The organism is Streptomyces krungchingensis, from assembly GCF_054729265.1.
On sequence record NZ_JBPUKY010000001.1, the window covers coordinates 4,459,673 to 4,486,179 of the forward strand.

The following is a 26,507-nucleotide window of genomic DNA, read 5'->3' on the forward strand; positions in this document are numbered from 1 at the left end:
ACCGAACACTCATACGATATTGCCCATGCGTAGCCCTGCATGGACCGAGGATGAGCTCGTGCTGGCTGGTGCCCTGGTCGTGAAGAACGGCTGGCGTGAGCTGAGGACTGGGGACCAGGAAGTGCAGGAGCTGTCCGAGCTGCTGCGCTCGCTGCCGCTCCACAGCCCGGAAGCCAGAGCGCTGCCTGAATTTCGTTCCCCCGACAGCGTCAGCCGCAAGACCACCGACTTCGCGACAAACTACGGCCCCTACCAGGGCGGGCGGACCAGGTGCGGCGGGCCCACGCTTCAAATGATCAAGGCATTCACCGAGCGGCAGTCTGAGATGCTCCAAGCAGCCGAGGCCATCGAGGACGGCATCAGTTCCGGCGATTTGCATCTGCTCCCTGTGCAGCCTGGCGAAATCGACGACGACACGGGGGGCACTGCGGTGGAGGGACGGCTTCTGGTCCGCCGCGCACTCGCCCGTGAACGGGACCCGAAGCTGCGGAGACGCAAGATCCAGCAAGCCACGCGCAGCGGGAGGCCACTCAGCTGCGAGGTATGCGCCTTCGACTTCTCGCGCGCCTACGGCGCCCTGGGTGAGGGCTACATCGAAGTCCACCATGTTCTCCCCCTCCACATCTCCGGAACCCGGGAGACCAAGCTCGACGACCTCGCCTGTCTGTGCGCGAATTGTCACCGCATGTGCCACAGGTGCCGTCCCGGAGAATCTTGGCGCACACCGTCAGCCCTGCGTGACGAGATACGGAAGTACGCTCAACCCGTCGATCGCTAAGCCGGCTCAATTTGTTAGTGCACCTGCACGCCTCAGAGTTCGGTCACCGGGTATCCCATCCTCGTGGCCGCCTCGGTGATAGCCGTCAGGGGTGCCGACGGGTTGAGCGCGGTGATTTGGGCGCGGCCCAGCGGGCGCAGGGCGTACACGTGGCGGAGGGCCTCGATGTCGACGGGCATCTCGTAGTAGTCCTCGGCATACGCCTGGAACGCCTCCGGCGTCGGGTGGATCAGCAGGTCGAAGAGCCAGTCCGACCCGTCGGGATCCTGGTGGCCCTCCGGGTAGGTGATCCGGCCGGTGCTCCAGGACGGGGCGCCGGTCTCTCGCCACACGCACACCGTCACCGCGGGCGTTCCGTCCTCGTCCGTGAAGGCGGGCTCGTCGACGTAGCGCAGGAAGGCCTCGGGGACCGCTTCGAGCACGCCGGGCCACGGTGTGGGCACGTCGTCATGGGCGTAAGGACTCATGGGCGACTCGTGGTCGAAGCCGCGTATGTAGGCGCCCGCGGGGCTGAAGACGATGTCGTACTCGTCGCCGGAGCCGTTCCGCATCGAGGCGAGCGACTCCGTCGGCGACCAAGCGGGCGCGAAGGAGTGGTCCCGCTCGCCGTCGGGGTTCAGGATCGCCTCCGCCATGGCGATCGAGCGGCAGAGGTTCTTCAGGGACTCGATGTCCGGCAGGGCGCGTACGACGTCGTGAGCGGTCATGGCGCACATCAAAGCGGGTGCCACTGACAAAGGGTGGGGCGCCGGTCTGCCTGTCCTGCGCGGCGGCGGGACGTCCTCGCCCGGATGCCTCGATTGACCTCGATGCGCGTTTGGTGAGGGTGGGCGCCGGGTGACGGAAGGGCCCGGGTTAGCCTCGGTTCGTTCGACTGACGCAGCAGCGGGAGGCAGTGATGGCGAAGGTACCGGCCGCGGTGGTGGCCGCGAGCGGACTCATCGGCGGCTACGGCGTGGCGCGCTGGACCAAGAAGCGGCAGCTGGGCGGGGTCGTGCTGGCCGCCGCGGGCGCCACGGCCGCGCAGCAGTGGCGGCAGGCTGCGGGCGGGAAGGCCGCCGGTGCGCTGACCGCCGCCTACGTCGCCGCCTTCGCCGGGTCCCACCCGCTGGCCAAGAAGGTCGGCGCCTGGCCCGCCGTGTTCGGCGTCGCCGGGGCCGTGGCCCTCGCTTCCTGGGCCGTCGCCGACCGCAAGGCCTGAGGGAAGCGGCGGGTGGCGCCGGCCACCCACCCGGTCCGTGGCGAGACCGGCCAAAGCCGTGGCCCTTGCCGCCTCGGCTGTGGCCTACCGCAAGGCCTGAGAGAGGTCGGGCGTAATGAGCGGCCGGGCGACGCAGGCCGCCGACCCTGAACACGGGCTCACCCGCCCGGCCCCGGGCGTCGGCCCGGGCTCACCCCACCCTCCCCGCCCCCTCCCCCTGAAACGCCCGCCGGTACGCGTGCGGGCTTGTCCCCGCCACTCGCTTGAAGCGTTCCCGGAAGGCCGTGGGTGAGCCGAAACCCGCCTGGGTGGCGATACGTTCGACCGGATAGGTGGTCGTCTCCAGCAGGTACTGGGCGCGCCGCACGCGGGCCCGGTGCAGCCACTGGAGCGGTGTCGTGCCGGTCTGTTCGCGGAAGCGGCGGTTGAGGGTGCGGGTGCTCATGCCGGCGTGGCCCGCGATGTCCTCCAGGGTCAGGTCGCGGGCGGCGTTCTCCTCCAGCCAGTCCAGGAGCGGTTCCAGCGTCGTCCCCGTCGGCACGGGCGGCTGTGTGTGGACGATGAACTGGGCCTGACCGCCCTCCCGTTCCAGCGGCATGACGCACATGCGGGCGGCGTGCGCGGCGACGGCCGAGCCGTGGTCCTTGCGGATCATGTGCAGGCACATGTCGAGGGCGGCCGCCGCGCCCGCCGAGGTGAGGAACTGGCCGTTGTCGACGTAGAGGACGTTCGGGTCGACGGTGACGGCCGGATGCAGGGCGGCCAGGTCGGGGGCCGCGATCCAGTGGGTGGTCGCGCGCAGTCCGTCCAGCAGTCCGGTGGCGGCGAGGACGAAGGCCCCCACGCAGACGGAGGCGATGCGGGTGCCGTTCGCGGCCGCCGCGCGGAGCGCCTCCGCGACGCCCGGCGGGAGCGGGGCGGTGGGGTCGGCGACGCCCGGCAGGATGATCGTGTCCGCCTCGGCCAGGGCCGGCAGACCGTGCGGGGCGCGCAGGGTGAACGGTCCGGCGCCCACCTCTCGGCCCTCCTCGACCGCGCAGACCCGGACGCGGTACGCCTCCCGGCCGTCCGGCAGCCGGGCCCAGCCGAAGACGTCGATCGGGGCGCTGAGATCGAACGGGATGACCTGGTCGAGCGCGAGTACGGCCACGGTGTGCATGGCGAGAGCGTACGCGGACAGCGGGTTCCGGTCACCGCGGCGACCTGGGTGTCCGTGTTCGGCTGCGAGGGGCTTTCCTTGTGTCCGAGGGGATCAGGCCGGATGAGAGGGGCGAGAGGCTTCCGTGGGAGGCTCTGGCGAGAATCCGTTGGGGCCTGGCAGAACCGCCACTTCTGGAAGATCCTCCCCCGCCCCTACCGTCACCCCGTGACCAAGTTCCTCCTCGCCGTCCACGTCATCGCCGCGATCGTCGCCGTCGGGCCCGTCACGGTCGCCGCGAGCATGTTCCCGCCCGCCGCGCGCAGGGCCCTCGCCGCGCCGGACGACGAGCGTGCCGTCGCCACCACGCGCCTGCTGCACCGCATCTGCCAGGTGTACGCGGTCGTCGGCGTCGCCGTCCCCGTCTTCGGCTTCGCCACGGCGAGCGACATGGGGGTCCTCGGTGACACCTGGCTGATCGTCTCGATCGCGCTGACCGCGCTGGCGGCGGTGGTCCTGGGCGCGCTGGTCCTGCCCCGTCAGAGCGCGCTCGTGGAGGGCGCGGGCGACCGACAGGCGACCGTACGGCTCGCCATGTTCACCGGGATCTTCAACCTCCTGTGGGCGACCGTCACGGTCCTGATGATCGTGCGGCCGGGGTCCACCACGGGGGCTTAGGATCCCGCCCATGTACGCACAGCAGGGACAGTCGGCGCCGGGGGCCTACCTGGCCTTCGTGGAGCGCCAGTTGACGGCCGACGGATGCGCGACGCGCTGGGAGGACTGGGCCGGGGTGCCCGTCCTCGTGGGGCGGCGGGCCGACTTCAAGATGCGCTGGATGGCGACCAGGCTGCATCTGTTCACGGTGGCCGCGGCGGTCCCGGAGATAACCGTGCCCGTCGTCTCGGCCTTCACGGACCAGGTGATGAAGTACGCCAAGGACACCAAGGGCGGTCTGCCCGTGGGGATGCAGAACGGCATCGGCGCCTTCCCGCTCCTGGTCAGCGACCGGGTCGATCCGGCCGCCGTGCAGTGGGCGGAGGCGCAGCAGCGCATCAAGTTCGCCTGCATGACGCGGCCCGTCGTGGTCGACAGCGCGCGCAATCACGTGGGGATGTACCGCGGCAAGCCGGCCCTCGGCCGTGTCTACGCCTCGTACTTCATCGAGAAGGGTTCGCAGTACTTCTACGGGCAGTGACCGCGCCCCGGGGTCCCGGGGTTCCAGGCGCCCGGGGTTCCGGGTGTTCGGGGTCCCGGGCGCCCCGGATTCCGGGTGCCCGGCGCGGGCGGCTCATGTCCGGTGCTCCAGCACGTTGACCACCCGCCCGTTCGGGTCCCGTACGAAGAAGCGCCGTACGCCCCACTCCTCCTCGCGCAGTTCCCGTACGACCTCGGCGCCCGAGGCGAGGACCTGCTCGTAGACCGCCTCCACGTCCTCGACCTCCACGCTCAGGTCGGGGACGACGGGACCGGTGCGCTCCGCGGTGAAGAAGCTGATCTGGGCAGTGGGGTTGGAGGGCGAGGCCAGCGTCATGACCCAGCCCAGGTGCATGACCTCCTCGAAGCCGAGCAGGCCGTAGAAGTCCCGGCTGGTGGCCATGGCCTCCTCCGACTCGACGTGGACGTCCGGGACGATCCTGCGCACGGTCATGCGGGGCTCCTCACGCCTCGTGGCCGCCGGTGACGGCTCCTCACGCGTCACGGGCGGCGGGCCAGGCTCAGTTCCTCGTTGAAGTCGTCCGCCAAGTCTGCCCTGAACTGCCGTGCCACCGCCGCCGCGACGAGCACCCCGGTCGCCATCAGCAGCGTGAAGAACGCCCAGATCAGCGGCCATGCGCCCGCGAACCCGTCCGGGGGGCCGGGATGCGTGCGCAGCGACACGTACAGCAGCGTCGCCGGTCCGACCGCGACCAGCAGCAACGCCCAGGCCAGCGCGTCCCGGTGGCCGAAGTAGGCGGCCAGGACCAGCAGGACCACGGCGAGGGTCACGACGCCGGCACCCGTGACGGGGCTCGTCTCGGTGAGGGCGTCCTGTGTCGCCCGGCGGTTGCCCAGGTCCCAGGGCAGGCACAGGAGATACGCCGTGCAGGAGAGCACGGCGCCGAGCAGGCGCGTCAGCCAGCGTTCCGGCCCGGGGCACGTTCGCAGGGGGCTCAACAGCTTCTCGGTCATGCGTACGAGGGTTCCCGTCCGCGCGGCGGGCCGACAGAGTACGCGTACTCAGGTGCCCGTACTCAGATCCGTGCGCTCGGGGACGCCTGCCGGGGGCCGTGCCAGGGAGCCGGCGCCCGCCGCCGGCCCGGGGGACCGGGAGTTCAGCCGCGGTCCGGGCCGGGAGTCAGCCGCGGCCCGGGGCCCGTGCGGGCCGGGAGTCAGCTCCTCGTCGACGCGGACGACGCGGCGGCATCCGCCGGTTCCACCGACAGCGGTGTGGCGATGTCCTCCAGCGAACGGCGCTCGGCGTTCACCGCGAGGAACGCGGCGACCAGGCCCGCCGCGCACATCAGGGTCGCACCGATCCGGAAGGCGAGCACGGTGTCGCCGACCACCCCGGACTCCGTGAGGTCGGCGAAGACCAGCGGGCCGCTGATGCCGCCCGCGGCGGTGCCGATGGCGTAGAAGAAGGCGATGGCCATGGCCCGGGTCTCCATCGGGAAGATCTCGGAGACCGTGAGGTACGCGCTGGAGGCGCCCGCGGACGCGAAGAAGAGGACCGCGCACCAGCAGGCCGTGAGCGTCGCCGCGCTCAGCGAGCCGCGGTCGAAGAGCCAGGCCGTGCCGAACAGCAGCAGACCCGAGAGCAGGTAGGTCGAGGAGATCATGATCCGGCGGCCGACGGTGTCGAAGAGCTTGCCGAGCAGCAGCGGGCCGAGGAAGTTGCCGGCCGCGATGACGGCGAAGTAGTAGCCGGTGCCGCCGGTGGGCACGTCGAAGAACGTGGTGAGGATGGCGCCGAAGCCGAAGGTGATCGCGTTGTAGAGGAAGGCCTGGCCGATGAAGAGGGCGAGGCTGAGGACGGCACGCTTGGGATAGTGCGCGAACACGGTCCTGGCGATGGTGCCGAAGCCGATGCTCTTGCGCTGCCGGATGGTGATCTCGCCGCGCGCGCGGGGCAGCGGTGCGCCCTTCTCGCGCTCGACGTCCCGTTCGACGGAGGCGACCAGTTCCTCGGCCTCCTCGCCGCGGCCGTGGATGAACTGCCATCGCGGGCTCTCCGGAACATGCCGCCTGACCAGCAGGATCACCAGTCCGAGGACCACGCCGAGGCCGAAGGTGAGCCGCCAGCCGACGTTCGTAGGGAAGATGTCGGTGTTCAGCATGACGATGGACAGCAGTGCGCCGCCGATGGCGCCGAGCCAGTAGCTGCCGTTGATGATCAGGTCGACGCGGCCCCGGTACTTGGCGGGGATGAGCTCGTCGATCGCGGAGTTGATGGCGGCGTACTCGCCGCCGATGCCGAAGCCGGTGAGGAAGCGGAAGGCGAAGAACCACCAGGCGTCGACGGACAGCGCGGTCAGCGCGGTCGCGGAGAGGTAGACGGCGAGGGTGACCATGAAGAGCTTCTTGCGGCCGTAGCGGTCGGTGAGCCGGCCGAAGAAGAGGGCGCCCGCGCAGGCGCCCGCCACGTACAGGGCCGCGGCGGTGCCGGTGACCTGGGCGGAGGTGATGGCGAGGCCGCTGCCCTCCTCGGAGAGCCGTCCGGCGATGTTGCCGACGGTGGTGACCTCCAGGCCGTCCAGGATCCACACGGTTCCCAGGCCGATCACGATCATCCAGTGCCAGCGGGACCAGGGCAGCCGGTCCAGGCGGGCGGGCACGTCCGTGGTGACGGTGCCGGTGGGGGCGGGTCCGGAGGCGCCCGGGGCTGGTGCGGTCATGGCTCCCTCTTTCCTGGGCGAACCACGTCCGGGTGCCCCTGCCTCCGGCCTTCACGCCTGCGCACGGCGCCGGCGGGGCGGACGTCCGGGCCCGTACGCGGCAACGGCGGGAGGGGCCTCCAGCCCTGTACGTGGCACCGGCGGGAGGGGCCTCCAGGCCTGCACCCGGCACCGGCGGGAAGGGCCTCCATGCCTCCAGCCTGCACCGCACGCCCGGCACCCGCACCCGGCGGCGCGGGCCCGCGTCCGGCGCCCCGCACCCGCGCCCAGCAGGGCAGGCCTTCAGGCTCGCACCCCCGTCGAGCCCGGGACCGCGCCCAGCCGGAGCCCGGGCCGCGGCGGCCCCGCGCGGGCCGGCCGCCGCCGCTCAGGCCCCCAGCGCCCGCGACACCACATAGATCAGCAGACCCGCCAGCGAGCCCACCACCGTGCCGTTGATCCGGATGAACTGGAGGTCGCGTCCGATGTGCGCCTCGATCTTCCGGGTGGTGTGCTCGGCGTCCCAGCTCGCGACGGTGTCGGTGATCAGCGAGGTGATCTCCTTGCGGTACGTCGTCACGACGTACACCGCCGCGTCCTCCACCCAGGAGTCGACCTTCGCCTGGATCTTGGGCTCGGTGGCCATGCGGGCGCCCAGCGACAGCAGCGAGGCCCGCACGCGCAGCCGCAGCTCGCTCCGCTCGTCCTCGGCGGCGGACACGATCATGGAGCGTACGGCGGTCCAGGCGGAGGCGATGAGGTCCTGCACCTCCCCGCGGCCCAGGACCTCGCCCTTGAGCCGCTCCACGCGCGCGCGGGTGTCGGTGTCGGACTGGAGGTCGGAGGCGAAGTCGGTGAGGAAGCGGTCGAGTGCGCCGCGCGCCGGGTGCGAAGGGGCGTCGCGCATCTCGGTGACGAAGCGGAGCAGCTCCTTGTAGACCCGTTCGCCGACCCGCTTGTCGACGAACCGGGGGGTCCAGCCGGGGGCGCCGCCCTGCACGGCGTCCAGGACCTGTTCGTCGTGCAGCACCAGCCAGTCGTGGGCGCGGACACAGATCAGGTCCACGACGCGTCTGTGGCCGCCGTCCGCGACGATCCGCTCCAGCAGCTTGCCGATGCCGGGCGCGATCTCCTGGGCGTCGGCGCGGCGCGTGATGGCCTCGCCGACCACGGCCTGCACGTCGGAGTCGCGCAGGACGGCGAGCGCGCCGCGCAGCGCGGTCGCCAGTTCGGCCGTCACCCGGTCGGCGTGCTCCGGTTCGGCGAGCCAGGCGCCGAGCCTGCTGCCGATGCCGACGGCCCGCAGCCGCTGGCGCACGACCTCCTCGGACAGGAAGTTCTCGCCGACGAACTCGCCGAGGGAGACCCCGAGCTGGTCCTTCTTGGTGGGGATGATCGCGGTGTGCGGGATGGGCAGGCCGAGCGGGTGCCGGAACAGGGCCGTGACCGCGAACCAGTCGGCGAGGGCGCCGACCATGCCCGCTTCGGCCGCTGCCGCCACATACCCGGCCCAGGCGCCGGCGCCCTCGTGGGACGCCCACTTGGCGAGGACGTAGACGAGCGCGACGAGCAGCAGCAGACCGGTCGCGGTGGCCTTCATACGGCGCACTCCGCGGCGGCGCTCCTCGTCGGCGGGGCTGAAGGTGGTCATCGCGCGGCCCGGCCGCCCGGCGGTCGCCGTCGTCGCGGGGTTCACGGCGGCGGCGGACCGGGCAGGCTGCTCTGGATCGCTTGTTTCACCTGATTTCGTGCGTTCCATCCACTCCATCCGTTCTCAGTCCCCGTACACATTGTCCCTTCCTGGGCTCCTTCCTGACCGACTCCTGGAACGGACCAGGAGTTCCCGGCGTCTGTTCGGACGGGGAATCGACCAGGGGGTCCCGTAGGGGGGCGCTGTCGGTGTTCTTCCGCCCCATGACGCATCATGGGGTGATCACATCGGAGCCTCGGGCTCCCATCGTCCGAGGAGACACGCACCGCATGACCAAGCGTCACGCCGGGGGTGCGGGGCACGCTGTGGACCCACAGACGTCCGCGGTCCCCGTGAGGCACGGCGCCCTGCTGGCCGCGATCATCGCCCTGGTCGTGGTCCTTTCCGCCGCCATCTACATCGGTGTCTCGGCCGACGACGGGAGCGGCGACCGGAACAACCTCGCCGCGGGCCGTACGCCGCACAACTCGGCGGCGCCCGCCTCCACGGGCACCTGGGTCGGCGCCTGGTCGGCCTCACCGGTGGGGGCCGAGCCCGGCACCGAGACGCACGGCATGGCGGGCCGCTCCATACGCAACGTCGTGCACGCGAGCGCCGGTGGTACGAGTGCCCGCATCACGCTTTCCAATCTCTACGGGCAGCAGCCGCTGACCCTCACGCACGTCTCGCTCGCCGTCGCCGCGACGCCGAACAACGCCGCCGCGGCGGCCGACACCATGCGCCGCCTCACCTTCGGCGGCAACCCCACGGTCGTCATCCCGGCGGGCGGGCAGGTGATGAGCGACGCGGTGCGCGTGCGGATCCCGCACGGCGCGGACATCCTCGTCACCACGTACGCGCCGGCCGAGTCCGGCCCGGTCACCTACCACCCGCACGCGCGGCAGGTCTCGTACGTCGCGGACGGCGACCGCACGGAGGACGTGACCAGCACGGCGTACACCGAACAGAGCGAGTACTGGCGGTACTTGACCGCGCTCGACGTGCTGAGCGACGAGGCGTCGGGCACCGTCGTCGTCCTCGGCGACTCACTGACCGACGGCATCACGTCGACGGTCGGCGCCAACCACCGCTGGACCGACGTCCTTTCGGACCGGCTGCGCGCCGCGGCCGGGTCGGGCGACACGCCCCGCTACAGCGTCGTCAACCAGGGCATCAGCGGCAACCAGGTGCTCGCGGCGGGGCTCGGCCGGCCCGCGGACAACCCGAGCGGGCTGTCGCGGTTCGGGCGTGACGTCCTCGACCGCACCAATGTCAGAGCCGTCGTGATCGACCTCGGCGTCAACGACATCCTGCGCAACCCGAACCAGGTCGACCCGGCCACCGTCACCGACGGCCTGCGGAAGCTGGTGCGTCAGGCGCACGCCCGCGGACTGCGCGTCGTCGGCGCCACCTTGATGCCGTTTCAGGGGCACCGTGGTTACACCGACGCGCGCGAGGCCGTGCGGCAGGCCGTCAACGCGGAGATCCGGTCGGGGAAGGTGTACGACGACGTCGTCGACTTCGACGCCGCGCTGCGCGACCCGTACAACCCGCGGCGGCTGCGGTCCGACTACGACTCGGGCGACCACCTGCACCCGAGCGACAAGGGGTACCGGAAGATGGCCGAGGTCTTCGACCTGGACGACCTGAAGGGCTCGGCCCCGGCGGAGCTGTGACGCTTCCCCACGTGCCGGCCAGGCACTCCCCCGGGGACCGTGCCCGGGGGCCGGAGGGATGGGCAGGACGGACGGACACCGGCCCTCCGGAGCCCGAAGAGCTTGAAGGGGCCTGGAGGAGCTTGAAGGGGCCCGAAGGAGCCTGAGGAGGCCCCGAGAGGCCCGAAGAGGCGAGAACGGGCCGGACGCGCCGCGGGGCGCTCAGGAAGCACCACAGGGCGCCGGCAGCACCACAGCGCGCGGAAGCGGCCCGGCTCCCGGACCGTCCGGGGCCCGCACGGTCCACACAGGCCCCCAGGGCCCGTACGACCCCGGCGGGCAGCCGGCGGCCGGTGCGGTCAGTAGTCCCCGTCGTGGTGCCGGTCGCGGTGCTCGCGCCGCTCCCGGTGGCGCTCGCGGCGCTCCTCCTGCCGGGCCCAGTGCCGCTCGCGGCGCTCCTCGTGGCGCGCCCAGCGCTCCTCGTGGCGCTCGCGGATCAGATCGCGGGCCTCGTCGAGCGCGTCGAACATGTCGCCGAGAGCCTCCCGCCGGGACCCCCCGGCCTCCGGTCCCTCCAGCTCGGCGCGGGCCGCCTTGCGGTCCAGCTTCTCCTGGCGGCGCTCCGCCTTCAGACGCTGCCGCTCGGCGCGGGTCAGCTTGCGTTCGACGCCGACACCGCCCCAGAACGCGAAACCCGTGACGATCACCCGGGGCGCTCCGGGCTCCCCGGGCCGCCCCTCCTCGCGGTGGTCGAAACCGCCCATGATGCCGATGCCGCGGACGACCACCTCGACACCGGGCGGCACGATGACATTGACGCCACCCATGACCGCCACGCAGTTGATGACCACGTCACGGTCCGCGAAGTTCGCCTCGCGCAGGTCGATCTCGCCGCCGCCCATGAACGCGAAGGAGTTGAAGCGCTTGGGGACCGTCCAGCGGCCCCTGCGCTCGAAGCCCGACAGGATCGCGACGCCCCATGAGGACGAGCCCTCGCCGCCGACGATCCGCCCCGCCCAACTTCCGTCCCCCACGGGCTCCTTGACCATGGAGACCGGGGCCGCGGCCGCCGCGCCCGGAAGGTCGCGGGTGATCGGTGCCAGCTCCCCGTACGTACGGGCCTGGTAGGTCGCCTCCAGCCGCTCCTCGAACTCCTCCATGTCGAGACGGCCTTCCGCGAGGGCGTCCCTCAGCTGCTCGGCGACTCGTTCACGGTCGGCGTCGGAGGCTCGCAGTTCCGGCACATCGTCGGTCATGGAGGTCAGCCTACGAGACTGCCTTGCCCGCGTACATGCGGCTGATGACCGCCTCGATGTCCGGCTCCCGCACCGAGAGGTCGACCAGCGGGTACCGCGCCGCGATCCGCGCCACGAGCGGGGCGGCCGACTCGGAGGCGGGGAAGGCCAGCCACTGGCGCGGCCCCTCCACCTTCACCACCCGCGCCGGCTCCGCCTCGATCGGCGGAAGCTCCCGCTCCAGGTCCACCACCAGCGTCCGCTCGCTCTCCCCCACCTCGTGCAGCCCGGCCGGCGAGCCGTCGTACACCAGCCGGCCGTGGTCGATGACCATCACCCGCCGGCACAACTGCTCGATGTCGGTGAGGTCGTGGGTGGTCAGCAGCACGGTCGTGCCGCGTTCGGCGTTCAGGTCGCGCAGGAACTCCCGCACCCGCGCCTTGCTGATCACGTCCAGGCCGATGGTCGGCTCGTCGAGGTAGAGCACCTCGGGGTCGTGCAGCAGCGCGGCCGCGATGTCACCGCGCATCCGCTGCCCCAGGGACAGCTGCCGGACCGGCACGTCCAACAGGTCACCGAGGTCGAGGAGTTCGACGCAGCGGTCGAGGTTCTCGCGGTAGCGGCCGTCCGGGATGCGGTACATGCGGTGCATCAGCCGGTAGGAGTCGATCAGCGGGAGGTCCCACCACAGGGTCGTGCGCTGTCCGAACACCACCCCGATGCGCCGCGCGAGGCGGGTTCGCTCGCGGGACGGGTCGATGCCCGCGACACGCAGCCGGCCGCCGCTCGGCGTCAGGATGCCGGTGAGCATCTTGACCGTGGTCGACTTCCCCGCGCCGTTCGGCCCGATGTAGCCGACCATCTCACCGCGCCGCACGGAGAACGAGAGCGAGTCCACGGCGCGCACCTGCCGCCGCTCGGCGCGCAGGAAGCCGGTCCGTCTGCGCACCTCGAAGACCTTCTCGACACGGTCGAGGAGGATGAGGTCGGCGTCCTCGTTGTCCATGGGTCAGCTCCCTGTGCTGCGATACGACCGAAGGCCCGCGCGCCAGGCGAGACCCGCCGGCACGCAGCAGACCGCCGCCACCAGCGGCGGCGCGAAGGCGACCCACGTCGGCAGGTCGAGCGGATAGGGCCGCCCCAGCACGTACAGCGCGGGCAGCCAGTTGACGAACGCGATCGGGAACACGAAGGTCACCCCGCGCAGCAGCTCCGTGGCGAAGACGGTGGGCGGGTACTGAAGCAGCGTGCTGCCGCCGTACGTGAAGGAGTTCTGCACCTCGGAGGCGTCCTGGGCGACGAACTGGAACGCCGCGCCGCCCACGAACACCGCGGCGAAGATCACGCCGCCGCTGAGCAGCATCAGCGGGATCATGAGGACCTTGAGCGGTGTCCAGGACACGTCGAGCACGGCGACGGCGTACCCGAGGACCAGCAGTCCCTGGGTGATGCGGCCGAGGCGGCGCAGCGCGAAACGGTCCGCGGCGACCTGCGCGAGCACGGGCGCGGGACGCACCAGGAGCGTGTCGAGGGTGCCGTCGCGCACCCGCCGGCCGAGCCGGTCCATCGAACCGAACGCCAGGTCGGCGACCCCGAAGGCGGTGCCCGCCACCCCGTACAGGAAGGCCACCTCGGGCAGCGAGTAGCCGCCGAGCCGGTCGACCTGCGAGAACATCAGCAGGATCGCGGCGAAGTCGAGAGCGGTCGCCGCGAAGTTGCCGAAGGTGGTCATCGCGAAGGAGGCGCGGTAGGCCATCGTGGAGCGGATCCACATGGCGGCGATCATCCGGTAGGCACGCAGCCCCTCACGGACCTGCTCGTACCTGCCCTGCGGGGCCCACACGGCGTCCGCCGGACCCCGCTCCGCGGGGCGTGTGCCGCTGCGCGCGGTGCTAACCACCCTGCACCACCACCCGTCGTGTCGCCGCGGACTGGACGAGCCGCCCGGCAGCGAGCAGCGCGGCGGCCCAGGCCGCCTGGAAGAGGTAGGTGCGCGGCACATCGGCCGTGCCGAGCAGGACGTCCACGGGCGCCTGGATCAGCGACGACCACGGCAGGGCGCGCACCACCTCGCCGAGGACACCCGGGAACACGTTCAGCGGCAGCAGCATCCCCGAACAGAAGATGCCCGCGATCCAGGCGAGTTGGGCCACCCCGGCCCCGTCGAGGAGCCAGAACGCGCAGAGCGCCACCAGGAAGCGCAGGGCGAAGCTGACGACCACCCCGAGCGCCACCGCCACCAGGAACGCGATCCAGGCCAGCGGGTCGGCGGGCAGCGCCAGGTCGAAGAAGAGCGCGCCGAACGCGAGCGGGACGACACCGCGCCCCAGCAGATGGAACAGGGCACGGCCCGCGTCCTGGGCCAGCCACCACAACTGGAGGTCGGCGGGCCGGTACAGGTCGATCGCGATGTCACCCGTACGGATTCTCTCGATCAGCTCGTCCTCGAAGCCGCCGCCCATCACCGCGACGACCATCAGCAGCGCCTGGCCCAGCCACACGTAACTGAGCGCCTGCGCCTGGTCGTAGCCGCCGAGATGCGGTCTGTCGTCCCACAACGCGATGAAGATGTACGCCAGGATCAGCCCGAAGACGGTGTTGGTGAACACCCCCGCCGCCGTGGCGGTCCGGTACGTGGCGTAGCGCCGGAACCCGCCGACCGCGACGGCGGCGTACAACCGCCCTGTGCCCACGAGGAGATCCTCTCTGGTGTGCCCGAGCCCGCCGGCGACCGCGCCGAGGCCAAAGGTCCGGAGCCTAACCGCGGGGCCGAGACACCCGCCACGCATTTTCCGGGCAGGACGCGTGCCGGGAACCGGGAACGGAATGGCGGGTGCGAAAGTCTTCAAGTGGGGGCGCACAAGGCGTACGAGGTCGTACGGCGACGTACGAAGCGAAACGGGAGTCCGGCGAACAGATGAGTGACGAGCCGCAGCCGCAGCACGGAGCGGGTCCGCAGGAAGGAGCACCGGGCGAGCCCGGCAAGAAGCAGAAGCGCAGGCGCACCGGCTGGCGCCGGATCGTCCCGACCTGGCGGATGGTGTTCGGCACATTCCTCGTCGCCCTGCTGCTTCTGATCGGCTTCTTCGCGCTCGGCTACTACCTGGTGAAGATCCCGCCCGCGAACGCCGCGGCGACCAAGCAGAGCAACGTCTACCTGTACGCCGACGGCAGTCAGCTCGCCCGCGACGGCGAGGTCAACCGCGAGAACGTCTCACTCGCGAAGATCTCCAAGGACGCCCAGCACGCCACGCTCGCGGCCGAGGACCGGGACTTCTACAGCGAGTCGGCCGTCGACCCGCAGGCGATGCTCCGCGCCGCCTGGAACACCGCCACCGGCAAGGGCAGGCAGTCCGGCTCGACGATCACCCAGCAGTACGTGAAGAACTACTACCTGGGCCAGGAGCAGACCGTCACGCGGAAGGCGAAGGAGTTCTTCATCTCCATCAAGCTCGACCGGGAGAAGAGCAAGGACGACATCCTGGAGGGCTACCTCAACACCAGCTACTACGGCCGCAACGCGTACGGGATCCAGGCCGCCGCCCAGGCCTACTACGGCGTCGACGCGGACGAACTGACGGTCGGCCAGGGCGCCTACCTCGCCGCCCTCCTCAACGCGCCCAGCGAGTACGACGTGATCGCGCACCCGGAGAACAAGCCCGCCGCCCTCGCCCGCTGGAACTACGTCCTCGACGGCATGATCGCCAAGAAGTGGCTCACCCCCGCGGAGCGCACCGGCGTGCAGTTCCCCGCGCCCAAGCAGGCCAAGGGCTCGGCCGGCATGTCCGGCCAGCGCGGCTATCTCGTGCAGGCCGTCAAGGAGTACCTCACGAGCAACAAGATCGTCGACGAGGACACCCTCGCCGCCGGCGGCTACCGCATCACCACCACACTGCAGAAGCCCAAGCAGGACGCCTTCGTGAAGGCCGTCGACGACCAGGTGATGGACAAGCTCGACAAGAAGAACCGCAAGACCGACACCTACGTCCGCGCGGGCGGCGTCGCCATCGACCCCTCCAACGGCAAGGTCGTCGCCATGTACGGCGGCATCGACTACACCAAGCAGTACGTGAACAACGCGACCCGCCGCGACTACCAGGTCGGCTCCACCTTCAAACCGTTCGTGTTCACCGCCGCCGTCGAGAACCACTCGACGACCGGCGACGGCCGCATGATCAACCCGAACACCGTCTACGACGGCACCAACAAGCGCCCCGTACGGGGCTGGAGCGGCGGCGCCTACGCCCCCGAGAACGAGGACGGCTACTCGTACGGCGACATCACCGTGCGCACCGCCACCGACCGGTCCGTCAACTCGGTGTACGCGCAGATGGCCGTCGACGTCGGCCCGGACGAGGTCGAGAAGACGGCCGTGTCCCTCGGCATCCCCTCGAACACCCCCGACCTGACCGCGTCCCCCTCCATCGCGCTCGGCCCGGCCACCGCCAGCGTCCTCGACATGGCGGAGGCGTACGCCACCCTCGCCAACCACGGCAGGCGCGGCACGTACTCGCTCGTCGAGAAGATCACCAAGGACGGCGCGGAGGCCGTCGAACTGCCGAGCCGGGACACCCACCAGGCGGTGAGCCGCGAAGCGGCGGACACCACCACCTCCGTCCTGCGCAGCGTCGTCGAGGGTGGCACCGGCACGGCCGCACAGGCCGCGGGCCGCCCCACCGCCGGCAAGACCGGCACCGCCGAGGAGGACCAGGCCGCCTGGTTCGCGGGCTACACCCCGGACCTCGCGACCGTGGTGTCCGTGATGGGCCAGGACCCCGACACCGGCGCCCACAAGCCGCTGTACGGCGCCCTCGGCGAGACCCGGATCAACGGCGGCGCCTACCCGGCCCGGATCTGGGCGCAGTTCACCCGGACCGCGCTCCGCGGCACCCCGGTGTCGGACTTCGACCTCCAGCTCCAGCCCGGCGCCGAGCAGACGCAGACCCCGACGACCGAACCCAGCACGCCGGACACCATCGGCGGCCAGGACGACGACGGCGGCACGTCGGACGGCGAGGACATCCAGGGCCAGGACATCCAGGGCCAGAGCCAAGGACAGGTCGAGGGGCAGACCGAGGGCCAGACCGAGGGCCAGGACCAGGGCCAGAGCCAGGGTCAGACCGAGGGCCAGACGGACGGCGGCACCACCGACGGCGGCACGATCGACGGAGGCACGTCGGACGGCGGGACCACCGACGGCGGGACCACCGACGGGGGCACCACCGACGGCACCAGCACCGGAGGGACGACGGACGGCGGCACGACCGACGGCGGCACGAACGGGACGATCGCCGGCACCAACCCCTTCGGGCGGGCCCCGCACCGCCGGTCCTAGGCCCTCGGCCCGGTCGGCGACCAGGCTGGTCGGTGACCGGCCGGTCAGCGGCCGGGCCGGTCAGCGGCCGGGCCCGTCAGTGACCGGGCCCGTCAGTGACCCGAGGTCGCCTTGAGACCCACCACGGCGACCAGCAGCAGACACACGAAGAAGATCCGGGCGGCGGTCACCGGCTCGCCGAGCACCACCATGCCGAGCACCGCCGCCCCGGCGGCGCCGATCCCGACCCAGACGCCGTAGGCGGTACCGATGGGCAGGGACCTGGCCGCGTACGAGAGAAGAAGCATGCTCGCGACGATCCCGGCACCCGTGGCCAGGCTCGGCCACAGCCGGGTGAAACCGTCGGTGTACTTCATGCCGATCGACCAGCCCACCTCCAGCAGACCGGCGACGACGAGCAGAACCCAGGCCATGACGGCACCTCCGTGCATCGGACGACAGGGGGTGCGTCGTCTTTGCAATCCCGGTACGGCGCGTCTCGTCGGGTCCCTCCACCGTAGCAAAACACAGGCAAAAGGGGCTGGTGACCATGGTCACCAGCCCCTTCGGCAGACGTACACCTACAAGTACAAGCCCGTCGAGTCCTCGGAGCCCTCGAAGCGGTCCGCGGCGACGGCGTGCAGATCCCGCTCGCGCATCAGCACGTAGGCGATCCCGCGCACCTCGACCTCGGCACGGTCCTCCGGGTCGTACAGAACGCGGTCGCCCGGCTCGACCGTCCGGACGTTCTGCCCGACGGCGACGACCTCGGCCCAGGCCAGACGGCGGCCGACCGCAGCCGTCGCGGGGATCAGGATGCCGCCGCCGGACCGGCGCTCGCCCTCCGCGGCGTCCTGCCGCACCAGCACACGGTCGTGCAGCATGCGGATGGGCAACTTGTCGTGATGGGTGCTGTGCTTATCCCGATTGGCGCTCACGCCCCGAACCTACCTGCCCCGGCCGCCTCCGCACGCGAGTGGGTCGATCCTCGCCCCGCGGAAACCACCCGGCGGCACCCGGACGGGCCCCGCCCCGACCCCGGCCCCCGGCCCCCGGCCCCCGGTGGATCAGCGCTTGCGGCGCCGGGAACCGACGGCGAGCAGGCCGACGACACCGGCCACGACCAGGGCCACCGGCACGATGCGCTCCAGGCGGGGCGCGCCCTCCTCGCTGACCAGCTGGCCCTTCACATCGCTGACCACGCGATTGACACCGACGTAGGCACGGCCGAGCGTGTGGTCGATGTGCGAGGCGACCTTGGCCTTCGCGTCACCCACGATCGTCTTCGGGTGCACCCGCACGCCGATCTCGTCGAGGGTCTCGGCGAGCGTTTCGCGGCGGCGCTTGATGTCCGCCTCGATCTCCGCCGGAGTCCTGGTATCCGACGTTCTCGACGTATCCGACACCGCGCTGCCTCCGTGGTCGTGTTCTGACTCTCTGCCGTCGACAGTCTGTCAGCTCGGGCAGCCGCGCACCCCTCGGCACCCCCATTACGCTCGTCACCCATAGGTCCGTAAACCATCCCCCGGCCACGTGAGGTACCGATGAGCGAGCGACTCCAGCCCGGCGACACCGCCCCCGACTTCAGCCTGCCCGACGCCGACGGCAACGAGGTCTCCCTCTCCGGCCACAAGGGCCGCAAGGTCATCGTGTACTTCTACCCGGCCGCCCTGACCCCCGGCTGCACCAAGCAGGCCTGCGACTTCACGGACAACCTCGACCTGCTGGCGGGCGCCGGGTACGACGTCATCGGCGTCTCCCCCGACAAGCCCGAGAAGCTCGCCAAGTTCCGCGAGAAGGAGTCCCTGAAGGTCACCCTGGTCGGCGACCCCGACAAGACCGTCCTGGAGGCCTACGGCGCCTTCGGCGAGAAGAAGCTCTACGGCAAGACGGTCGTCGGCGTCATCCGCTCCACCGTGATCGTCGACGAGGAGGGCAAGGTCGAGCGGGCCCTGTACAACGTGAAGGCGACGGGCCACGTGGCGAAGATCATCAAGGACCTCGGCATCTGAGCCCCCACCCCTCCCGCAGCGGCTCGCCCGACCCGTCGGCGCGAGCCGCTCCGCGTTCCCCGCGTGACGGGACGGGCGGGGGTTCGTTACTCCGTACGAGGGTGCGACGTCCGAGCGAACGAAGTGGGGACCGGACCCACTGCGTGACCAGCGGTGCCGTGCCCGGCAGGCCGTACGGGAGCGGCGCAGGGAACGGGGGACGCATGACGGCACGAAGGACGTCCGAACGCTCGGACCTCTATCGCAAGGGGACGTTGGAACGTGAAGTGGCCGCAGCGCGCAGCTGGGCGGACCTCATGCGGCGCCTCGGCCTGAAGCCGAGCGGGGGCCGTCGCCGGGTACTTCAGGAAAGAGTGGCTCGATACGGCCTCGATACCGGCCACTTCGTCAAGAGCAGTCCATGGCGCACGTATCCGGACGCCGCTGTCGCCGAAGCCGCCGCATCGGCCGCCTCCTTGCGGGAGGTGGCCCTGAAGCTCGGAGCCGTCCCGGCCACGGGAACGCTCTCCCACCTCCGGCGCCGTATCGACGCGATGGGGATCGACATCAGTCACTTCCCCGGTATCGGGCGTCGGAATGTCGACCTGCCCCTCACCCGCGAAGAGCTGCGGGCAGCCGCGGCCGGGGCCACCAGCGTGCGGGGCGTCGCGCGCGCCCTGGGGGTCCCCGACGACGGCCGGTCACGGGCGGCGCTGGGCCGCATGCTCGCCGAGCACCGCATCGACGTCAGTCACTTCGCCCATCGACGGACGGCGATTCCCGAGGACGCGCTGCGGAGCCTCGTGCCGCGCTGCACGAGTTTCGCCGACGTCATGCGCGCTCTCGGCATGGAGGTCGACGACACCAACCACCGGCGGGTGCGTCGGGCCGCCTCACGCCTCGGACTCGACACCGGCCACTTCAAACGCCGGGCCTGGGCGCGACCCGAGCGACCGGCGCCCGCACCGACCGCCTGCCGAGTGCTGGTCGTCCTGCCGGAGCAGGCGGGACGCCCCAGAAGGGCCCAGCTCCATCGGGCGCTGGCCGAGGTCGGGGAGCCGTACGCGTGCGCGGAATGCGGCAACACCGGCGAATGGCGAGGCCGTCCGATCACCTTGCAGATCGACCACATCAATGGGGACTGGCGCGACAATCGCCGGGAGAACCTGCGGTATCTGTGCCCCAACTGCCATTCGCTGACGGCGACGTGGTGCCGGCAGAAGGCGGGGGTGGTCCCTCTCGCCAGGTGAGCCGCGGCCCTCGTACACTGAGTGCCGCCGGTCGGGCGTGATGACCGTTTTGAGCGGCCGTTGCTGAATGGTATAAGCGGAGGTTTTAGGTGCCTCTGGGCGTTTGCCCATGTGGGTTCGAATCCCATCGGCCGCACGCAGGAGAGGGCCGCCGGACCCGGCGGCCCTTTCGCATGCTCAGCCCAGCAATTCCCCCACCACCGGTACCAGTGCCCGGAACGCCTTGCCGCGGTGGCTGATGGCGTTCTTCTCGGCGGGGGAGAGTTCGGCGCAGGTGCGGGTCTCGCCGTCCGGCTGGAGGATCGGGTCGTAGCCGAAGCCGTTGGTGCCGGCGGGGGTGTGGCGGAGGGTGCCGCGAAGTTGTCCCTCGACGACGCGTTCGGTGCCGTCGGGCAGGGCGAGGGCGGCCGCGCAGGCGAAGTGGGCGGCGCGGTGGGGTGCGTCGATGTCGGAGAGCTGGGCCAGCAGCAGGTCGAGGTTGGCCTGGTCGTCGCCGTGGCGGCCTGCCCAGCGGGCGGAGAAGATGCCGGGTGCGCCGTTGAGGACGTCGACGCACAGGCCCGAGTCGTCGGCCACGGCGGGCAGGCCGGTGGCCTGGGCGAGGGCGTGGGCCTTGAGCAGGGCGTTCTCGGCGAAAGTGACGCCGGTTTCCTTGACGTCGGGGATGTCGGGGTAGGCGTCCGCGCCGACGAGTTCGTGGGGCAGGCCTGCGTCGGCGAGGATCGCCCGGAGTTCGGTGATCTTTCCGGCGTTGCGGGTGGCGAGGATCAGGCGGGTCATGGGTGTCAGTATCTCCGGTACCGGTGGGCGGCATCTCCGGTACCGGTGGACGGCATCTCCGGTACCGGTGGACGGCATCTCCGGTACCGGTGGACGGACCGGAGCCCGTGGCCTTCGCGTCGGGCCGGCCGGCGGTGTGGGGTGCGGGTGTGGCGGGCGGCCCGGCGCGAGGGGCGGGCGGGTGTTACGGCGTGCAGACCTTGGTGAGTTCGCCGGCGGCGTCGGTGACGGGGCTGACGTCGGGGGTGTTGTCGCCGTTCTTGATGGCGGTGCGGACGTTGCCGACGGCTTTTTCGAGGTCGTCGACGGCTTTGTTGACGTCGGCGTTGTCGGTCTTGTCGCCGATCTTGTCGAGGTTGTTCTCGATGGAGTTGAGGGACGCGTCGGTCTGCGTGGGGTCGTTCGCCGCGTTCTCGACGGCCTGTTGGAGGTCGGTGACGCTGTCGGCTATGGAGTCGGCGGTCTGGACGCAGTCCAGGGCCTTGTCGACCGCGTCGCATCCGATGGTCGTCGGCAGGGCGACGAGTGCGGCGACGACGGCGATGGTGGCGGTGCGGCGGCGATGGCGCGCGGCCATGGAACGGTCCCTCCCCGTGGGCGTGATGTGGTCCCCGGCCGTCGCGGGCCGGTCCGGCCGGTGGTGGGTCGGCTCGGCCCGCGGTGCGGTCGGTGGGCGCTCGGCTGGACCGTACGCCCGTACCTCTTAGAACGCGAAGGGTTATCGTCCGGTTGCCTCGAGGGTCGTTTCGAGTGCGGCGCGTTGGATGGCGGCGAGTTCGTCGCAGCCGGCGACGGCGAGGTCGAGGAGGGCGTTGAGTTCCTTGCGGTCGAAGGGTTCGGCTTCGGCGGTTCCCTGGACTTCGACGAAGCGGCCGTCGCCGGTGCAGACGACGTTCATGTCGGTGTCGGCCTTGACGTCTTCTTCGTAGCAGAGGTCGAGGAGGGGGATGCCGTCGACGATGCCGACGGAGACGGCGCTGACGGTGCCGGTGAGGGGTTTGCGGCCGGCCTTGACGAGTTTCTTGCCCTGGGCCCAGGTGACGGCGTCGGCGAGGGCGACGTAGGCGCCGGTGATGGCGGCGGTGCGGGTGCCGCCGTCGGCCTGGAGGACGTCGCAGTCGAGGACGATGGTGTTCTCGCCGAGGGCTTTGTAGTCGATGACGGCGCGCAGGGAGCGGCCGATGAGGCGGCTGATCTCGTGGGTGCGGCCGCCGATCTTGCCGCGTACGGATTCCCGGTCGCCGCGGGTGTTGGTGGCGCGCGGGAGCATGGAGTATTCGGCGGTGACCCAGCCTTCGCCGCTGCCTTTGCGCCAGCGCGGGACGCCTTCGGTGACGGAGGCGGTGCAGAAGACTTTGGTGTCGCCGAAGGAGACGAGCACGGAGCCTTCCGCGTGCTTGCTCCAGCCGCGCTGGATGGTGATGGGGCGCAGTTGTTCGGGGGTGCGGCCGTCGATGCGAGACATGGCGACGAGCCTAGTCGTATACGGGTGAGGGGCTGCGTCCGGTGATGGATGCAGCCCCTCGGGGGTGAGCGGGGTGGCTCACATCATGTCTTCGATCTCTCCGGCGATGGGGTCGGCGTCGGTGCCGATGACGACCTGGATCGCGGTGCCCATCTTGACGACGCCGTGGGCGCCGGCGGCCTTCAGGGCGGCTTCGTCGACCAGCGAGGGGTCGTTGACCTCGGTGCGCAGGCGGGTGATGCAGCCTTCGACCTCTTCGATGTTGTCGATGCCGCCGAGTCCGGCGACGATCTTCTCAGCCTTGCTGGCCATGTCCTACTCCCTGATCCGAACCGCTTTGTCGCAGTAACCCACAATTGGCCCATCTTTGCGAGCGGTCATGTCGTTCGTGCCGAATGATGGCGGTCACGACAGGGCGACCGGTCATCAACTGGTCTACACCAGTGGACGGGCGGGCGCCAAACCCGGCCCCGCCCGGAGGACGCCCATGACCGCCGACAGCACCGCTCCCACCGCGCGCGACCGCTGGAACGGTCTGTTCCAGGGGATGCAGAAGATGGGGCGCAGTCTTCAGCTCCCCATCGCGGTGCTGCCGGCGGCGGGCATCCTGACCCGGCTGGGCCAGCCGGACGTGTTCGGCGCCGACGGGCTCGGCTGGGACGGCGTCTCGAAGGTGATGAAGGGTGCGGGCGGCGCTCTGCTGGACGGCGAGCTGGGGCTGCCGCTGCTGTTCTGCGTCGGGGTGGCCATCGGCATGGCGAAGAAGGCGGACGGTTCCACCGCGCTCGCCGCGGTCGCGGGGTTCCTGGTGTATCTGGGCGTGCTGCACGAGTTCCCGGAGAAGTGCGCTCAGCAGGCGAAGGTCATCCAGGACATCGGCTGCCAGGCGCCCGACTTCTCCGTGACGGCGTTCACGTACCAGAATCCCGGGGTCTTCGGCGGGATCATCATGGGGCTGATGACCGCGTACTTCTGGCAGCGGTACCACCGCACCAAGCTGGTGGACTGGCTCGGTTTCTTCAACGGGCGCCGACTGGTGCCGATCATCATGTCGTTCGTGGCCATCGTGTTCGCCGGGCTGTGTCTGTGGGTCTGGCCGCCGATCGGCGACGGCCTGGAGAGTTTCAGCGACTGGCTGGTGAGTCTGGGCGCGTGGGGCGCGGGTGTGTTCGGCGTGGCGAACCGGGCGCTGCTCGTGATCGGTCTGCACCAGTTCCTGAACGTGCCCATCTGGTTCCAGTTCGGCAGCTTCACCACGCCGAGCGGGGAGGTGGTGCACGGCGACATCAACATGTTCCTGCACGGTGACCCGGACGCGGGCCAGTTCACCTCGGGGTTCTTCCCGATCATGATGTTCGCGCTGCCGGCCGCGGCGCTGGCCATGGCCCACTGCGCGAAGCCGCATCGCCGCAAGGAGATCGGCGGGATGATGCTCTCCGTCGCGCTGACGTCGTTCGTCACGGGCATCACCGAGCCGATCGAGTACTCCTTCTTGTTCATCGCTCCGCTGCTCTATGTGATCCACGCGGTCCTGACCGGTGTGTCGATGGCGGTGACGTGGGGGCTCGGGGTGCACGACGGATTCAGTTTCTCGGCGGGTCTGATCGACTACGCCCTCAACTGGCATCTGGCGACCAAGCCGTGGCTGATCATCCCGATCGGGCTGTGCTTCGCGGTCGTGTATTACGCGATCTTCCGCTTCGCGATCACCAGGTTCGACCTCAGGACTCCGGGGCGGGAGCCGGAGGACGAGGTGGTGGACACGACCAAGCCATAAGTAAGGTCTGTCCCGTACCCCTCAGGGGCCTTCGGACCGTGCGGTCCGGGGGCCCTTCGTCACGTCTGCAATCCCTTGCGGCCACTTGTTCCGACTATGGCCGAGCCCACAAAATCCGCGGGTTCCTTATCCAGCCTTCACCGTGCTACAACAGGTCTACACCACTGAGTGGTGTAGACCACGCCGTCCCCACCCCTTGTCCCCGGGCGGCGCCATGTTCACTGGAGGAACCTGTGTCCACGGCCAGCGCCGCTCCCGCGGCCGAGAAGAAGAAGGGCGCCGGCGCGATGGCTGTTCTGCAGCGCATCGGCCGAAGCCTGATGCTGCCGGTCGCCACCCTGCCCGCCGCCGCGCTGCTGGTGCGCCTCGGCAACCCCGACATGCTGGGACGCGAATCGTTCCCCACGTTCCTCACCAAGATCGCCGGGTTCATGACGGCCGGTGGCAACGCGATCCTCGACAACATGGCGCTGCTGTTCGCCGTGGGCATCGCGATCGGCTTCGCGAAGAAGTCGGACGGTTCGACGGCGCTCGCGGCCGTGGTCGGCTACCTGGTCTTCAAGAACGTACTGGCGACGTTCTCCGACAAGAACCTGCCGAAGGTGGCCACGGCCGTCGACGGCAAGGTGGTCATGGTCGACGCACCGGTGGACGCCAAGGTCCTCGGCGGCGTGGTGATGGGCATCGTCGTCGCCCTGCTCTACCAGCGCTTCTACCGCACGAAGCTGCCCGACTGGGCGGGCTTCTTCGGCGGCCGCCGACTGGTGCCGATCCTCTCCGCGTTCGCGGGCCTGCTCATCGGCGTCGTCTTCGGCTACATCTGGCCGGTCCTCGGCACGGGGCTGCACAACTTCGGTGAGTGGCTGGTCGGTTCGGGCGCCGTCGGCGCGGGCATCTTCGGTGTCGCCAACCGCGCGCTCATCCCGATCGGCATGCACCACCTGCTGAACTCGTTCCCGTGGTTCCAGGCGGGCGAGTACCACGGCAAGAGCGGTGACATCGGGCGCTTCCTGGCCGGTGACCCGACCGCCGGACAGTTCATGACCGGCTTCTTCCCGATCATGATGTTCGCGCTCCCGGCCGCCTGCCTCGCGATCGTGCACTGCGCCCGTCCCGAGCGCCGCAAGGTCGTCGGCGGCATGATGTTCTCGCTCGCCCTGACCTCCTTCGTCACGGGTGTCACCGAGCCCATCGAGTTCACGTTCATGTTCATCGCGCCGGTCCTGTACGCGATCCACGCGGTCCTCACCGGTGTCTCGATGGCGCTGACCTGGGCGCTCGGCATGAAGGACGGCTTCGGCTTCTCGGCCGGCGCGGTCGACTTCGGCCTGAACCTCGGCATCGCGACCAACCCGTGGGGCCTGGTCCTGGTGGGCCTGTGCTTCGCCGCGGTCTACTACGTCGTCTTCCGCTTCGCGATCACCAAGTTCAACCTGCCGACGCCGGGCCGCGAGTCCGACGAGGAGCTCGCGGAGCTCCAGAAGGCCGAGGCCAAGTAACGGCACCGCCCACGCACGAGGAGGCCCCCGGAACCGGTCGGTTCCGGGGGCCTTGTCGTGCGTGCGGGCCGCGGGCGGCCGCGTCCGGCGCTAGATCTCGTACGACACCCGGGGCGCCGCCAGGTCCACCGGGCCCGCGTAGACGGCGCGGGCGTCCGCGAGGTTGGTCCGCGGGTCCGTCCACGGCGGGATGTGCGTGAGCACGAGGCGGCGGGCGCCGGCGCGGGTCGCGGTCTCGCCCGCCTCACGGCCGTTGAGGTGGAGGTCGGGGATGTCCTCCTTGCCGTGGGTGAACGCGGCCTCGCACAGGAACAGGTCCGTGTCGCGGGCCAGTTCGTCCAGCGCCTCGGTCACCCCGGTGTCCCCGGAGTACGTCAGTGACTTTCCGCCGTGCTCCACGCGGATGCCGTAGGCCTCCACGGGGTGGCGGACCCGCTCGGTGTGCACGGTGAACGGGCCGACGTCGAACGTGCCCGGCTTGACCGTGTGGAAGTCGAAGACCTCGCTCATCGAGGAGGCGGACGGCGTGTCGGCGTAGGCCGTGGTGAGCCGCTGCTCGGTGCCCTCGGGGCCGTAGACCGGGATGGGCTCGCAGCGACCGCCGTCGTGGCGGTAGTAGCGTGCGACGAAGTACGCGCACATGTCGATGCAGTGGTCGGCGTGCAGATGGCTGAGGAAGATCGCGTCGAGGTCGTAGAGACCGCAGTGGCGCTGCAGCTCGCCGAGGGCACCATTGCCCATGTCGAGAAGCAGCCTGAAGCCGTCGGCCTCGACGAGGTAGCTCGAACAGGCCGATTCCGCGGACGGGAACGACCCCGAGCAGCCGACGACGGTGAGCTTCATAAGAGCTGGAACCTCCGCGCTGGCAGGAAGTGCA

The 26,507-nt window shown here is 70.7% G+C and carries 28 protein-coding genes, 1 tRNA gene and 1 riboswitch; of the genes, 11 read left to right on the forward strand and 18 right to left on the reverse strand.

Features of this window, described 5'->3' with window-relative positions:
• The first annotated feature begins 25 nt into the window (after positions 1–25).
• Positions 26–778, forward strand: coding sequence for an HNH endonuclease (locus ACSYGO_RS19670; RefSeq protein ID WP_460387163.1), 753 nt, complete (start codon positions 26–28; stop codon positions 776–778).
• Between the two features lie 32 nt (positions 779–810).
• Here the strand turns inward: ACSYGO_RS19670 and ACSYGO_RS19675 are convergent, their stop codons facing one another.
• Positions 811–1,485, reverse strand: coding sequence for a hypothetical protein (locus ACSYGO_RS19675; RefSeq protein ID WP_432185991.1), 675 nt, complete (start codon positions 1,483–1,485; stop codon positions 811–813).
• Positions 1,486–1,676: 191 nt separating this feature from the next.
• On the opposite strand from ACSYGO_RS19675, the gene ACSYGO_RS19680 reads away from it, so the two are divergent.
• Positions 1,677–1,979, forward strand: a complete 303-nt coding sequence (locus tag ACSYGO_RS19680; protein ID WP_345640991.1) for a hypothetical protein — start codon at positions 1,677–1,679, stop codon at positions 1,977–1,979.
• Between the two features lie 190 nt (positions 1,980–2,169).
• On the opposite strand, the gene ACSYGO_RS19685 is transcribed toward ACSYGO_RS19680, so the two are convergent.
• Positions 2,170–3,138: a GlxA family transcriptional regulator gene (locus tag ACSYGO_RS19685; RefSeq protein WP_426675523.1), complete on the reverse strand. Its 969-nt coding sequence runs from the start codon at positions 3,136–3,138 to the stop codon at positions 2,170–2,172.
• A 207-nt stretch (positions 3,139–3,345) separates the two neighbouring features.
• Between ACSYGO_RS19685 and ACSYGO_RS19690 the strand changes: the two genes are divergently transcribed.
• Together ACSYGO_RS19690 and ACSYGO_RS19695 are read left to right on the forward strand one after the other, a co-directional pair.
• A complete protein-coding gene (locus ACSYGO_RS19690; protein WP_432185990.1) occupies positions 3,346–3,795 on the forward strand; it encodes a hypothetical protein in 450 nt (149 codons plus the stop codon).
• Between the two features lie 10 nt (positions 3,796–3,805).
• On the forward strand, positions 3,806–4,315 hold the full coding sequence (locus ACSYGO_RS19695) for a levansucrase (protein ID WP_426675521.1): 510 nt from the start codon (positions 3,806–3,808) through the stop codon (positions 4,313–4,315).
• Positions 4,316–4,408: 93 nt separating this feature from the next.
• On the opposite strand, the gene ACSYGO_RS19700 is transcribed toward ACSYGO_RS19695, so the two are convergent.
• The 4 genes from ACSYGO_RS19700 to ACSYGO_RS19715 all read right to left on the reverse strand — a co-directional run bounded on the left by ACSYGO_RS19700 (position 4,409) and on the right by ACSYGO_RS19715 (position 8,742).
• Positions 4,409–4,768 carry a VOC family protein gene (locus ACSYGO_RS19700; protein ID WP_460387164.1) on the reverse strand — a complete coding sequence of 120 codons (360 nt, stop codon included), beginning with the start codon at positions 4,766–4,768 and terminating at the stop codon, positions 4,409–4,411.
• A 47-nt stretch (positions 4,769–4,815) separates the two neighbouring features.
• Positions 4,816–5,289 carry a hypothetical protein gene (locus ACSYGO_RS19705; RefSeq protein WP_460387165.1) on the reverse strand — a complete coding sequence of 158 codons (474 nt, stop codon included), beginning with the start codon at positions 5,287–5,289 and terminating at the stop codon, positions 4,816–4,818.
• Positions 5,290–5,489: 200 nt separating this feature from the next.
• Positions 5,490–6,995: an MFS transporter gene (locus ACSYGO_RS19710; protein WP_460387166.1), complete on the reverse strand. Its 1,506-nt coding sequence runs from the start codon at positions 6,993–6,995 to the stop codon at positions 5,490–5,492.
• 367 nt (positions 6,996–7,362) lie between these two features.
• Complete coding sequence (locus ACSYGO_RS19715; protein ID WP_426675517.1) at positions 7,363–8,742, reverse strand: DUF445 domain-containing protein; 1,380 nt, start codon at positions 8,740–8,742, stop codon at positions 7,363–7,365.
• Positions 8,743–8,954: 212 nt separating this feature from the next.
• Here ACSYGO_RS19715 and ACSYGO_RS19720 point away from each other — a divergent pair, with 212 nt between their 5' ends.
• Entirely contained in the window at positions 8,955–10,340 is a 1,386-nt protein-coding gene (locus ACSYGO_RS19720; protein ID WP_460387167.1) for an SGNH/GDSL hydrolase family protein, read from the forward strand.
• A gap of 338 nt (positions 10,341–10,678) precedes the next feature.
• Here ACSYGO_RS19720 and ACSYGO_RS19725 read toward each other — a convergent pair whose 3' ends face one another.
• Genes ACSYGO_RS19725 through ACSYGO_RS19740 form a run of 4 tightly spaced genes read right to left on the reverse strand, consistent with a single transcriptional unit; the run spans position 10,679 to position 14,247 of the window.
• Positions 10,679–11,575, reverse strand: a complete 897-nt coding sequence (locus tag ACSYGO_RS19725; RefSeq protein ID WP_426675515.1) for a DUF1707 SHOCT-like domain-containing protein — start codon at positions 11,573–11,575, stop codon at positions 10,679–10,681.
• A gap of 10 nt (positions 11,576–11,585) precedes the next feature.
• On the reverse strand, positions 11,586–12,560 hold the full coding sequence (locus tag ACSYGO_RS19730) for an ABC transporter ATP-binding protein (protein WP_432172166.1): 975 nt from the start codon (positions 12,558–12,560) through the stop codon (positions 11,586–11,588).
• Positions 12,561–12,563: 3 nt separating this feature from the next.
• The gene (locus ACSYGO_RS19735) at positions 12,564–13,397 is read right to left on the reverse strand and encodes an ABC transporter permease (protein WP_426675547.1); all 834 of its coding nucleotides are present in this window, start codon (positions 13,395–13,397) and stop codon (positions 12,564–12,566) included.
• Between the two features lie 49 nt (positions 13,398–13,446).
• A complete protein-coding gene (locus tag ACSYGO_RS19740) occupies positions 13,447–14,247 on the reverse strand; it encodes an ABC transporter permease (RefSeq protein WP_426675513.1) in 801 nt (266 codons plus the stop codon).
• A 224-nt stretch (positions 14,248–14,471) separates the two neighbouring features.
• Here ACSYGO_RS19740 and ACSYGO_RS19745 point away from each other — a divergent pair, with 224 nt between their 5' ends.
• Complete coding sequence (locus tag ACSYGO_RS19745; protein WP_426675512.1) at positions 14,472–16,889, forward strand: transglycosylase domain-containing protein; 2,418 nt, start codon at positions 14,472–14,474, stop codon at positions 16,887–16,889.
• 92 nt (positions 16,890–16,981) lie between these two features.
• Here the strand turns inward: ACSYGO_RS19745 and ACSYGO_RS19750 are convergent, their stop codons facing one another.
• From ACSYGO_RS19750 to ACSYGO_RS19760, 3 genes are all read right to left on the reverse strand, one after another.
• On the reverse strand, positions 16,982–17,302 hold the full coding sequence (locus ACSYGO_RS19750) for a DMT family transporter (protein ID WP_095934614.1): 321 nt from the start codon (positions 17,300–17,302) through the stop codon (positions 16,982–16,984).
• 30 nt (positions 17,303–17,332) lie between these two features.
• A riboswitch (guanidine-III (ykkC-III) riboswitch) is annotated at positions 17,333–17,398 on the reverse strand.
• Positions 17,399–17,449: 51 nt separating this feature from the next.
• Positions 17,450–17,752, reverse strand: coding sequence for a GroES family chaperonin (locus ACSYGO_RS19755; RefSeq protein ID WP_187285621.1), 303 nt, complete (start codon positions 17,750–17,752; stop codon positions 17,450–17,452).
• Positions 17,753–17,935: 183 nt separating this feature from the next.
• Positions 17,936–18,274: a DUF3618 domain-containing protein gene (locus ACSYGO_RS19760; protein ID WP_460387168.1), complete on the reverse strand. Its 339-nt coding sequence runs from the start codon at positions 18,272–18,274 to the stop codon at positions 17,936–17,938.
• Positions 18,275–18,412: 138 nt separating this feature from the next.
• Here ACSYGO_RS19760 and bcp point away from each other — a divergent pair, with 138 nt between their 5' ends.
• The 3 genes from bcp (at position 18,413) to ACSYGO_RS19775 (ending at position 20,245) form a co-directional block, all read left to right on the forward strand.
• The gene (bcp, locus tag ACSYGO_RS19765; RefSeq protein WP_426675511.1) at positions 18,413–18,880 is read left to right on the forward strand and encodes a thioredoxin-dependent thiol peroxidase; all 468 of its coding nucleotides are present in this window, start codon (positions 18,413–18,415) and stop codon (positions 18,878–18,880) included.
• A gap of 203 nt (positions 18,881–19,083) precedes the next feature.
• Positions 19,084–20,109 carry an HNH endonuclease signature motif containing protein gene (locus tag ACSYGO_RS19770; RefSeq protein WP_426675510.1) on the forward strand — a complete coding sequence of 342 codons (1,026 nt, stop codon included), beginning with the start codon at positions 19,084–19,086 and terminating at the stop codon, positions 20,107–20,109.
• Between the two features lie 53 nt (positions 20,110–20,162).
• Positions 20,163–20,245: transfer RNA gene (locus ACSYGO_RS19775), tRNA-Leu, on the forward strand.
• Between the two features lie 41 nt (positions 20,246–20,286).
• Here the strand turns inward: ACSYGO_RS19775 and rdgB are convergent.
• The 4 genes from rdgB to ACSYGO_RS19795 form a co-directional block, all read right to left on the reverse strand.
• Positions 20,287–20,889: an RdgB/HAM1 family non-canonical purine NTP pyrophosphatase gene (rdgB, locus tag ACSYGO_RS19780; RefSeq protein ID WP_426675509.1), complete on the reverse strand. Its 603-nt coding sequence runs from the start codon at positions 20,887–20,889 to the stop codon at positions 20,287–20,289.
• A 184-nt stretch (positions 20,890–21,073) separates the two neighbouring features.
• Positions 21,074–21,466 carry a hypothetical protein gene (locus ACSYGO_RS19785; RefSeq protein ID WP_095934618.1) on the reverse strand — a complete coding sequence of 131 codons (393 nt, stop codon included), beginning with the start codon at positions 21,464–21,466 and terminating at the stop codon, positions 21,074–21,076.
• Positions 21,467–21,607: 141 nt separating this feature from the next.
• The gene (rph, locus tag ACSYGO_RS19790; protein ID WP_028804758.1) at positions 21,608–22,354 is read right to left on the reverse strand and encodes a ribonuclease PH; all 747 of its coding nucleotides are present in this window, start codon (positions 22,352–22,354) and stop codon (positions 21,608–21,610) included.
• 78 nt (positions 22,355–22,432) lie between these two features.
• On the reverse strand, positions 22,433–22,666 hold the full coding sequence (locus ACSYGO_RS19795) for a glucose PTS transporter subunit EIIB (protein ID WP_095934620.1): 234 nt from the start codon (positions 22,664–22,666) through the stop codon (positions 22,433–22,435).
• A gap of 175 nt (positions 22,667–22,841) precedes the next feature.
• Between ACSYGO_RS19795 and ACSYGO_RS19800 the strand changes: the two genes are divergently transcribed.
• On the forward strand, positions 22,842–24,131 hold the full coding sequence (locus ACSYGO_RS19800) for a PTS transporter subunit EIIC (protein ID WP_426675508.1): 1,290 nt from the start codon (positions 22,842–22,844) through the stop codon (positions 24,129–24,131).
• 233 nt (positions 24,132–24,364) lie between these two features.
• Complete coding sequence (locus tag ACSYGO_RS19805; RefSeq protein ID WP_426675507.1) at positions 24,365–25,630, forward strand: PTS transporter subunit EIIC; 1,266 nt, start codon at positions 24,365–24,367, stop codon at positions 25,628–25,630.
• A 90-nt stretch (positions 25,631–25,720) separates the two neighbouring features.
• On the opposite strand, the gene ACSYGO_RS19810 is transcribed toward ACSYGO_RS19805, so the two are convergent.
• Positions 25,721–26,473, reverse strand: coding sequence for an MBL fold metallo-hydrolase (locus ACSYGO_RS19810; RefSeq protein WP_345640934.1), 753 nt, complete (start codon positions 26,471–26,473; stop codon positions 25,721–25,723).
• Between the last annotated feature and the right edge of the window lie 34 nt (positions 26,474–26,507).

What these genes read in the sequence shown, in the direction of transcription:
- ACSYGO_RS19695 (WP_426675521.1), top strand. Translation starts at nt 3,806, where the DNA reads ATGTACGCACAGCAGGGACAGTCGGCGCCGGGGGCCTACCTGGCCTTC.
- ACSYGO_RS19720 (WP_460387167.1), top strand. Translation starts at nt 8,955, where the DNA reads ATGACCAAGCGTCACGCCGGGGGTGCGGGGCACGCTGTGGACCCACAG.
- ACSYGO_RS19770 (WP_426675510.1), top strand. Translation starts at nt 19,084, where the DNA reads ATGACGGCACGAAGGACGTCCGAACGCTCGGACCTCTATCGCAAGGGG.
- ACSYGO_RS19810 (WP_345640934.1), bottom strand. Translation starts at nt 26,473, where the DNA reads ATGAAGCTCACCGTCGTCGGCTGCTCGGGGTCGTTCCCGTCCGCGGAA.
- ACSYGO_RS19685 (WP_426675523.1), bottom strand. Translation starts at nt 3,138, where the DNA reads ATGCACACCGTGGCCGTACTCGCGCTCGACCAGGTCATCCCGTTCGAT.
- ACSYGO_RS19675 (WP_432185991.1), bottom strand. Translation starts at nt 1,485, where the DNA reads ATGACCGCTCACGACGTCGTACGCGCCCTGCCGGACATCGAGTCCCTG.
- ACSYGO_RS19715 (WP_426675517.1), bottom strand. Translation starts at nt 8,742, where the DNA reads ATGGAGTGGATGGAACGCACGAAATCAGGTGAAACAAGCGATCCAGAG.
- ACSYGO_RS19670 (WP_460387163.1), top strand. Translation starts at nt 26, where the DNA reads ATGCGTAGCCCTGCATGGACCGAGGATGAGCTCGTGCTGGCTGGTGCC.
- ACSYGO_RS19680 (WP_345640991.1), top strand. Translation starts at nt 1,677, where the DNA reads ATGGCGAAGGTACCGGCCGCGGTGGTGGCCGCGAGCGGACTCATCGGC.
- ACSYGO_RS19750 (WP_095934614.1), bottom strand. Translation starts at nt 17,302, where the DNA reads ATGGCCTGGGTTCTGCTCGTCGTCGCCGGTCTGCTGGAGGTGGGCTGG.
- bcp (WP_426675511.1), top strand. Translation starts at nt 18,413, where the DNA reads ATGAGCGAGCGACTCCAGCCCGGCGACACCGCCCCCGACTTCAGCCTG.
- ACSYGO_RS19700 (WP_460387164.1), bottom strand. Translation starts at nt 4,768, where the DNA reads ATGACCGTGCGCAGGATCGTCCCGGACGTCCACGTCGAGTCGGAGGAG.
- ACSYGO_RS19785 (WP_095934618.1), bottom strand. Translation starts at nt 21,466, where the DNA reads ATGGCCGCGCGCCATCGCCGCCGCACCGCCACCATCGCCGTCGTCGCC.
- ACSYGO_RS19705 (WP_460387165.1), bottom strand. Translation starts at nt 5,289, where the DNA reads ATGACCGAGAAGCTGTTGAGCCCCCTGCGAACGTGCCCCGGGCCGGAA.
- rdgB (WP_426675509.1), bottom strand. Translation starts at nt 20,889, where the DNA reads ATGACCCGCCTGATCCTCGCCACCCGCAACGCCGGAAAGATCACCGAA.
- ACSYGO_RS19755 (WP_187285621.1), bottom strand. Translation starts at nt 17,752, where the DNA reads ATGCTGCACGACCGTGTGCTGGTGCGGCAGGACGCCGCGGAGGGCGAG.
- rph (WP_028804758.1), bottom strand. Translation starts at nt 22,354, where the DNA reads ATGTCTCGCATCGACGGCCGCACCCCCGAACAACTGCGCCCCATCACC.
- ACSYGO_RS19795 (WP_095934620.1), bottom strand. Translation starts at nt 22,666, where the DNA reads ATGGCCAGCAAGGCTGAGAAGATCGTCGCCGGACTCGGCGGCATCGAC.
- ACSYGO_RS19725 (WP_426675515.1), bottom strand. Translation starts at nt 11,575, where the DNA reads ATGACCGACGATGTGCCGGAACTGCGAGCCTCCGACGCCGACCGTGAA.
- ACSYGO_RS19730 (WP_432172166.1), bottom strand. Translation starts at nt 12,560, where the DNA reads ATGGACAACGAGGACGCCGACCTCATCCTCCTCGACCGTGTCGAGAAG.
- ACSYGO_RS19800 (WP_426675508.1), top strand. Translation starts at nt 22,842, where the DNA reads ATGACCGCCGACAGCACCGCTCCCACCGCGCGCGACCGCTGGAACGGT.
- ACSYGO_RS19745 (WP_426675512.1), top strand. Translation starts at nt 14,472, where the DNA reads ATGAGTGACGAGCCGCAGCCGCAGCACGGAGCGGGTCCGCAGGAAGGA.
- ACSYGO_RS19710 (WP_460387166.1), bottom strand. Translation starts at nt 6,995, where the DNA reads ATGACCGCACCAGCCCCGGGCGCCTCCGGACCCGCCCCCACCGGCACC.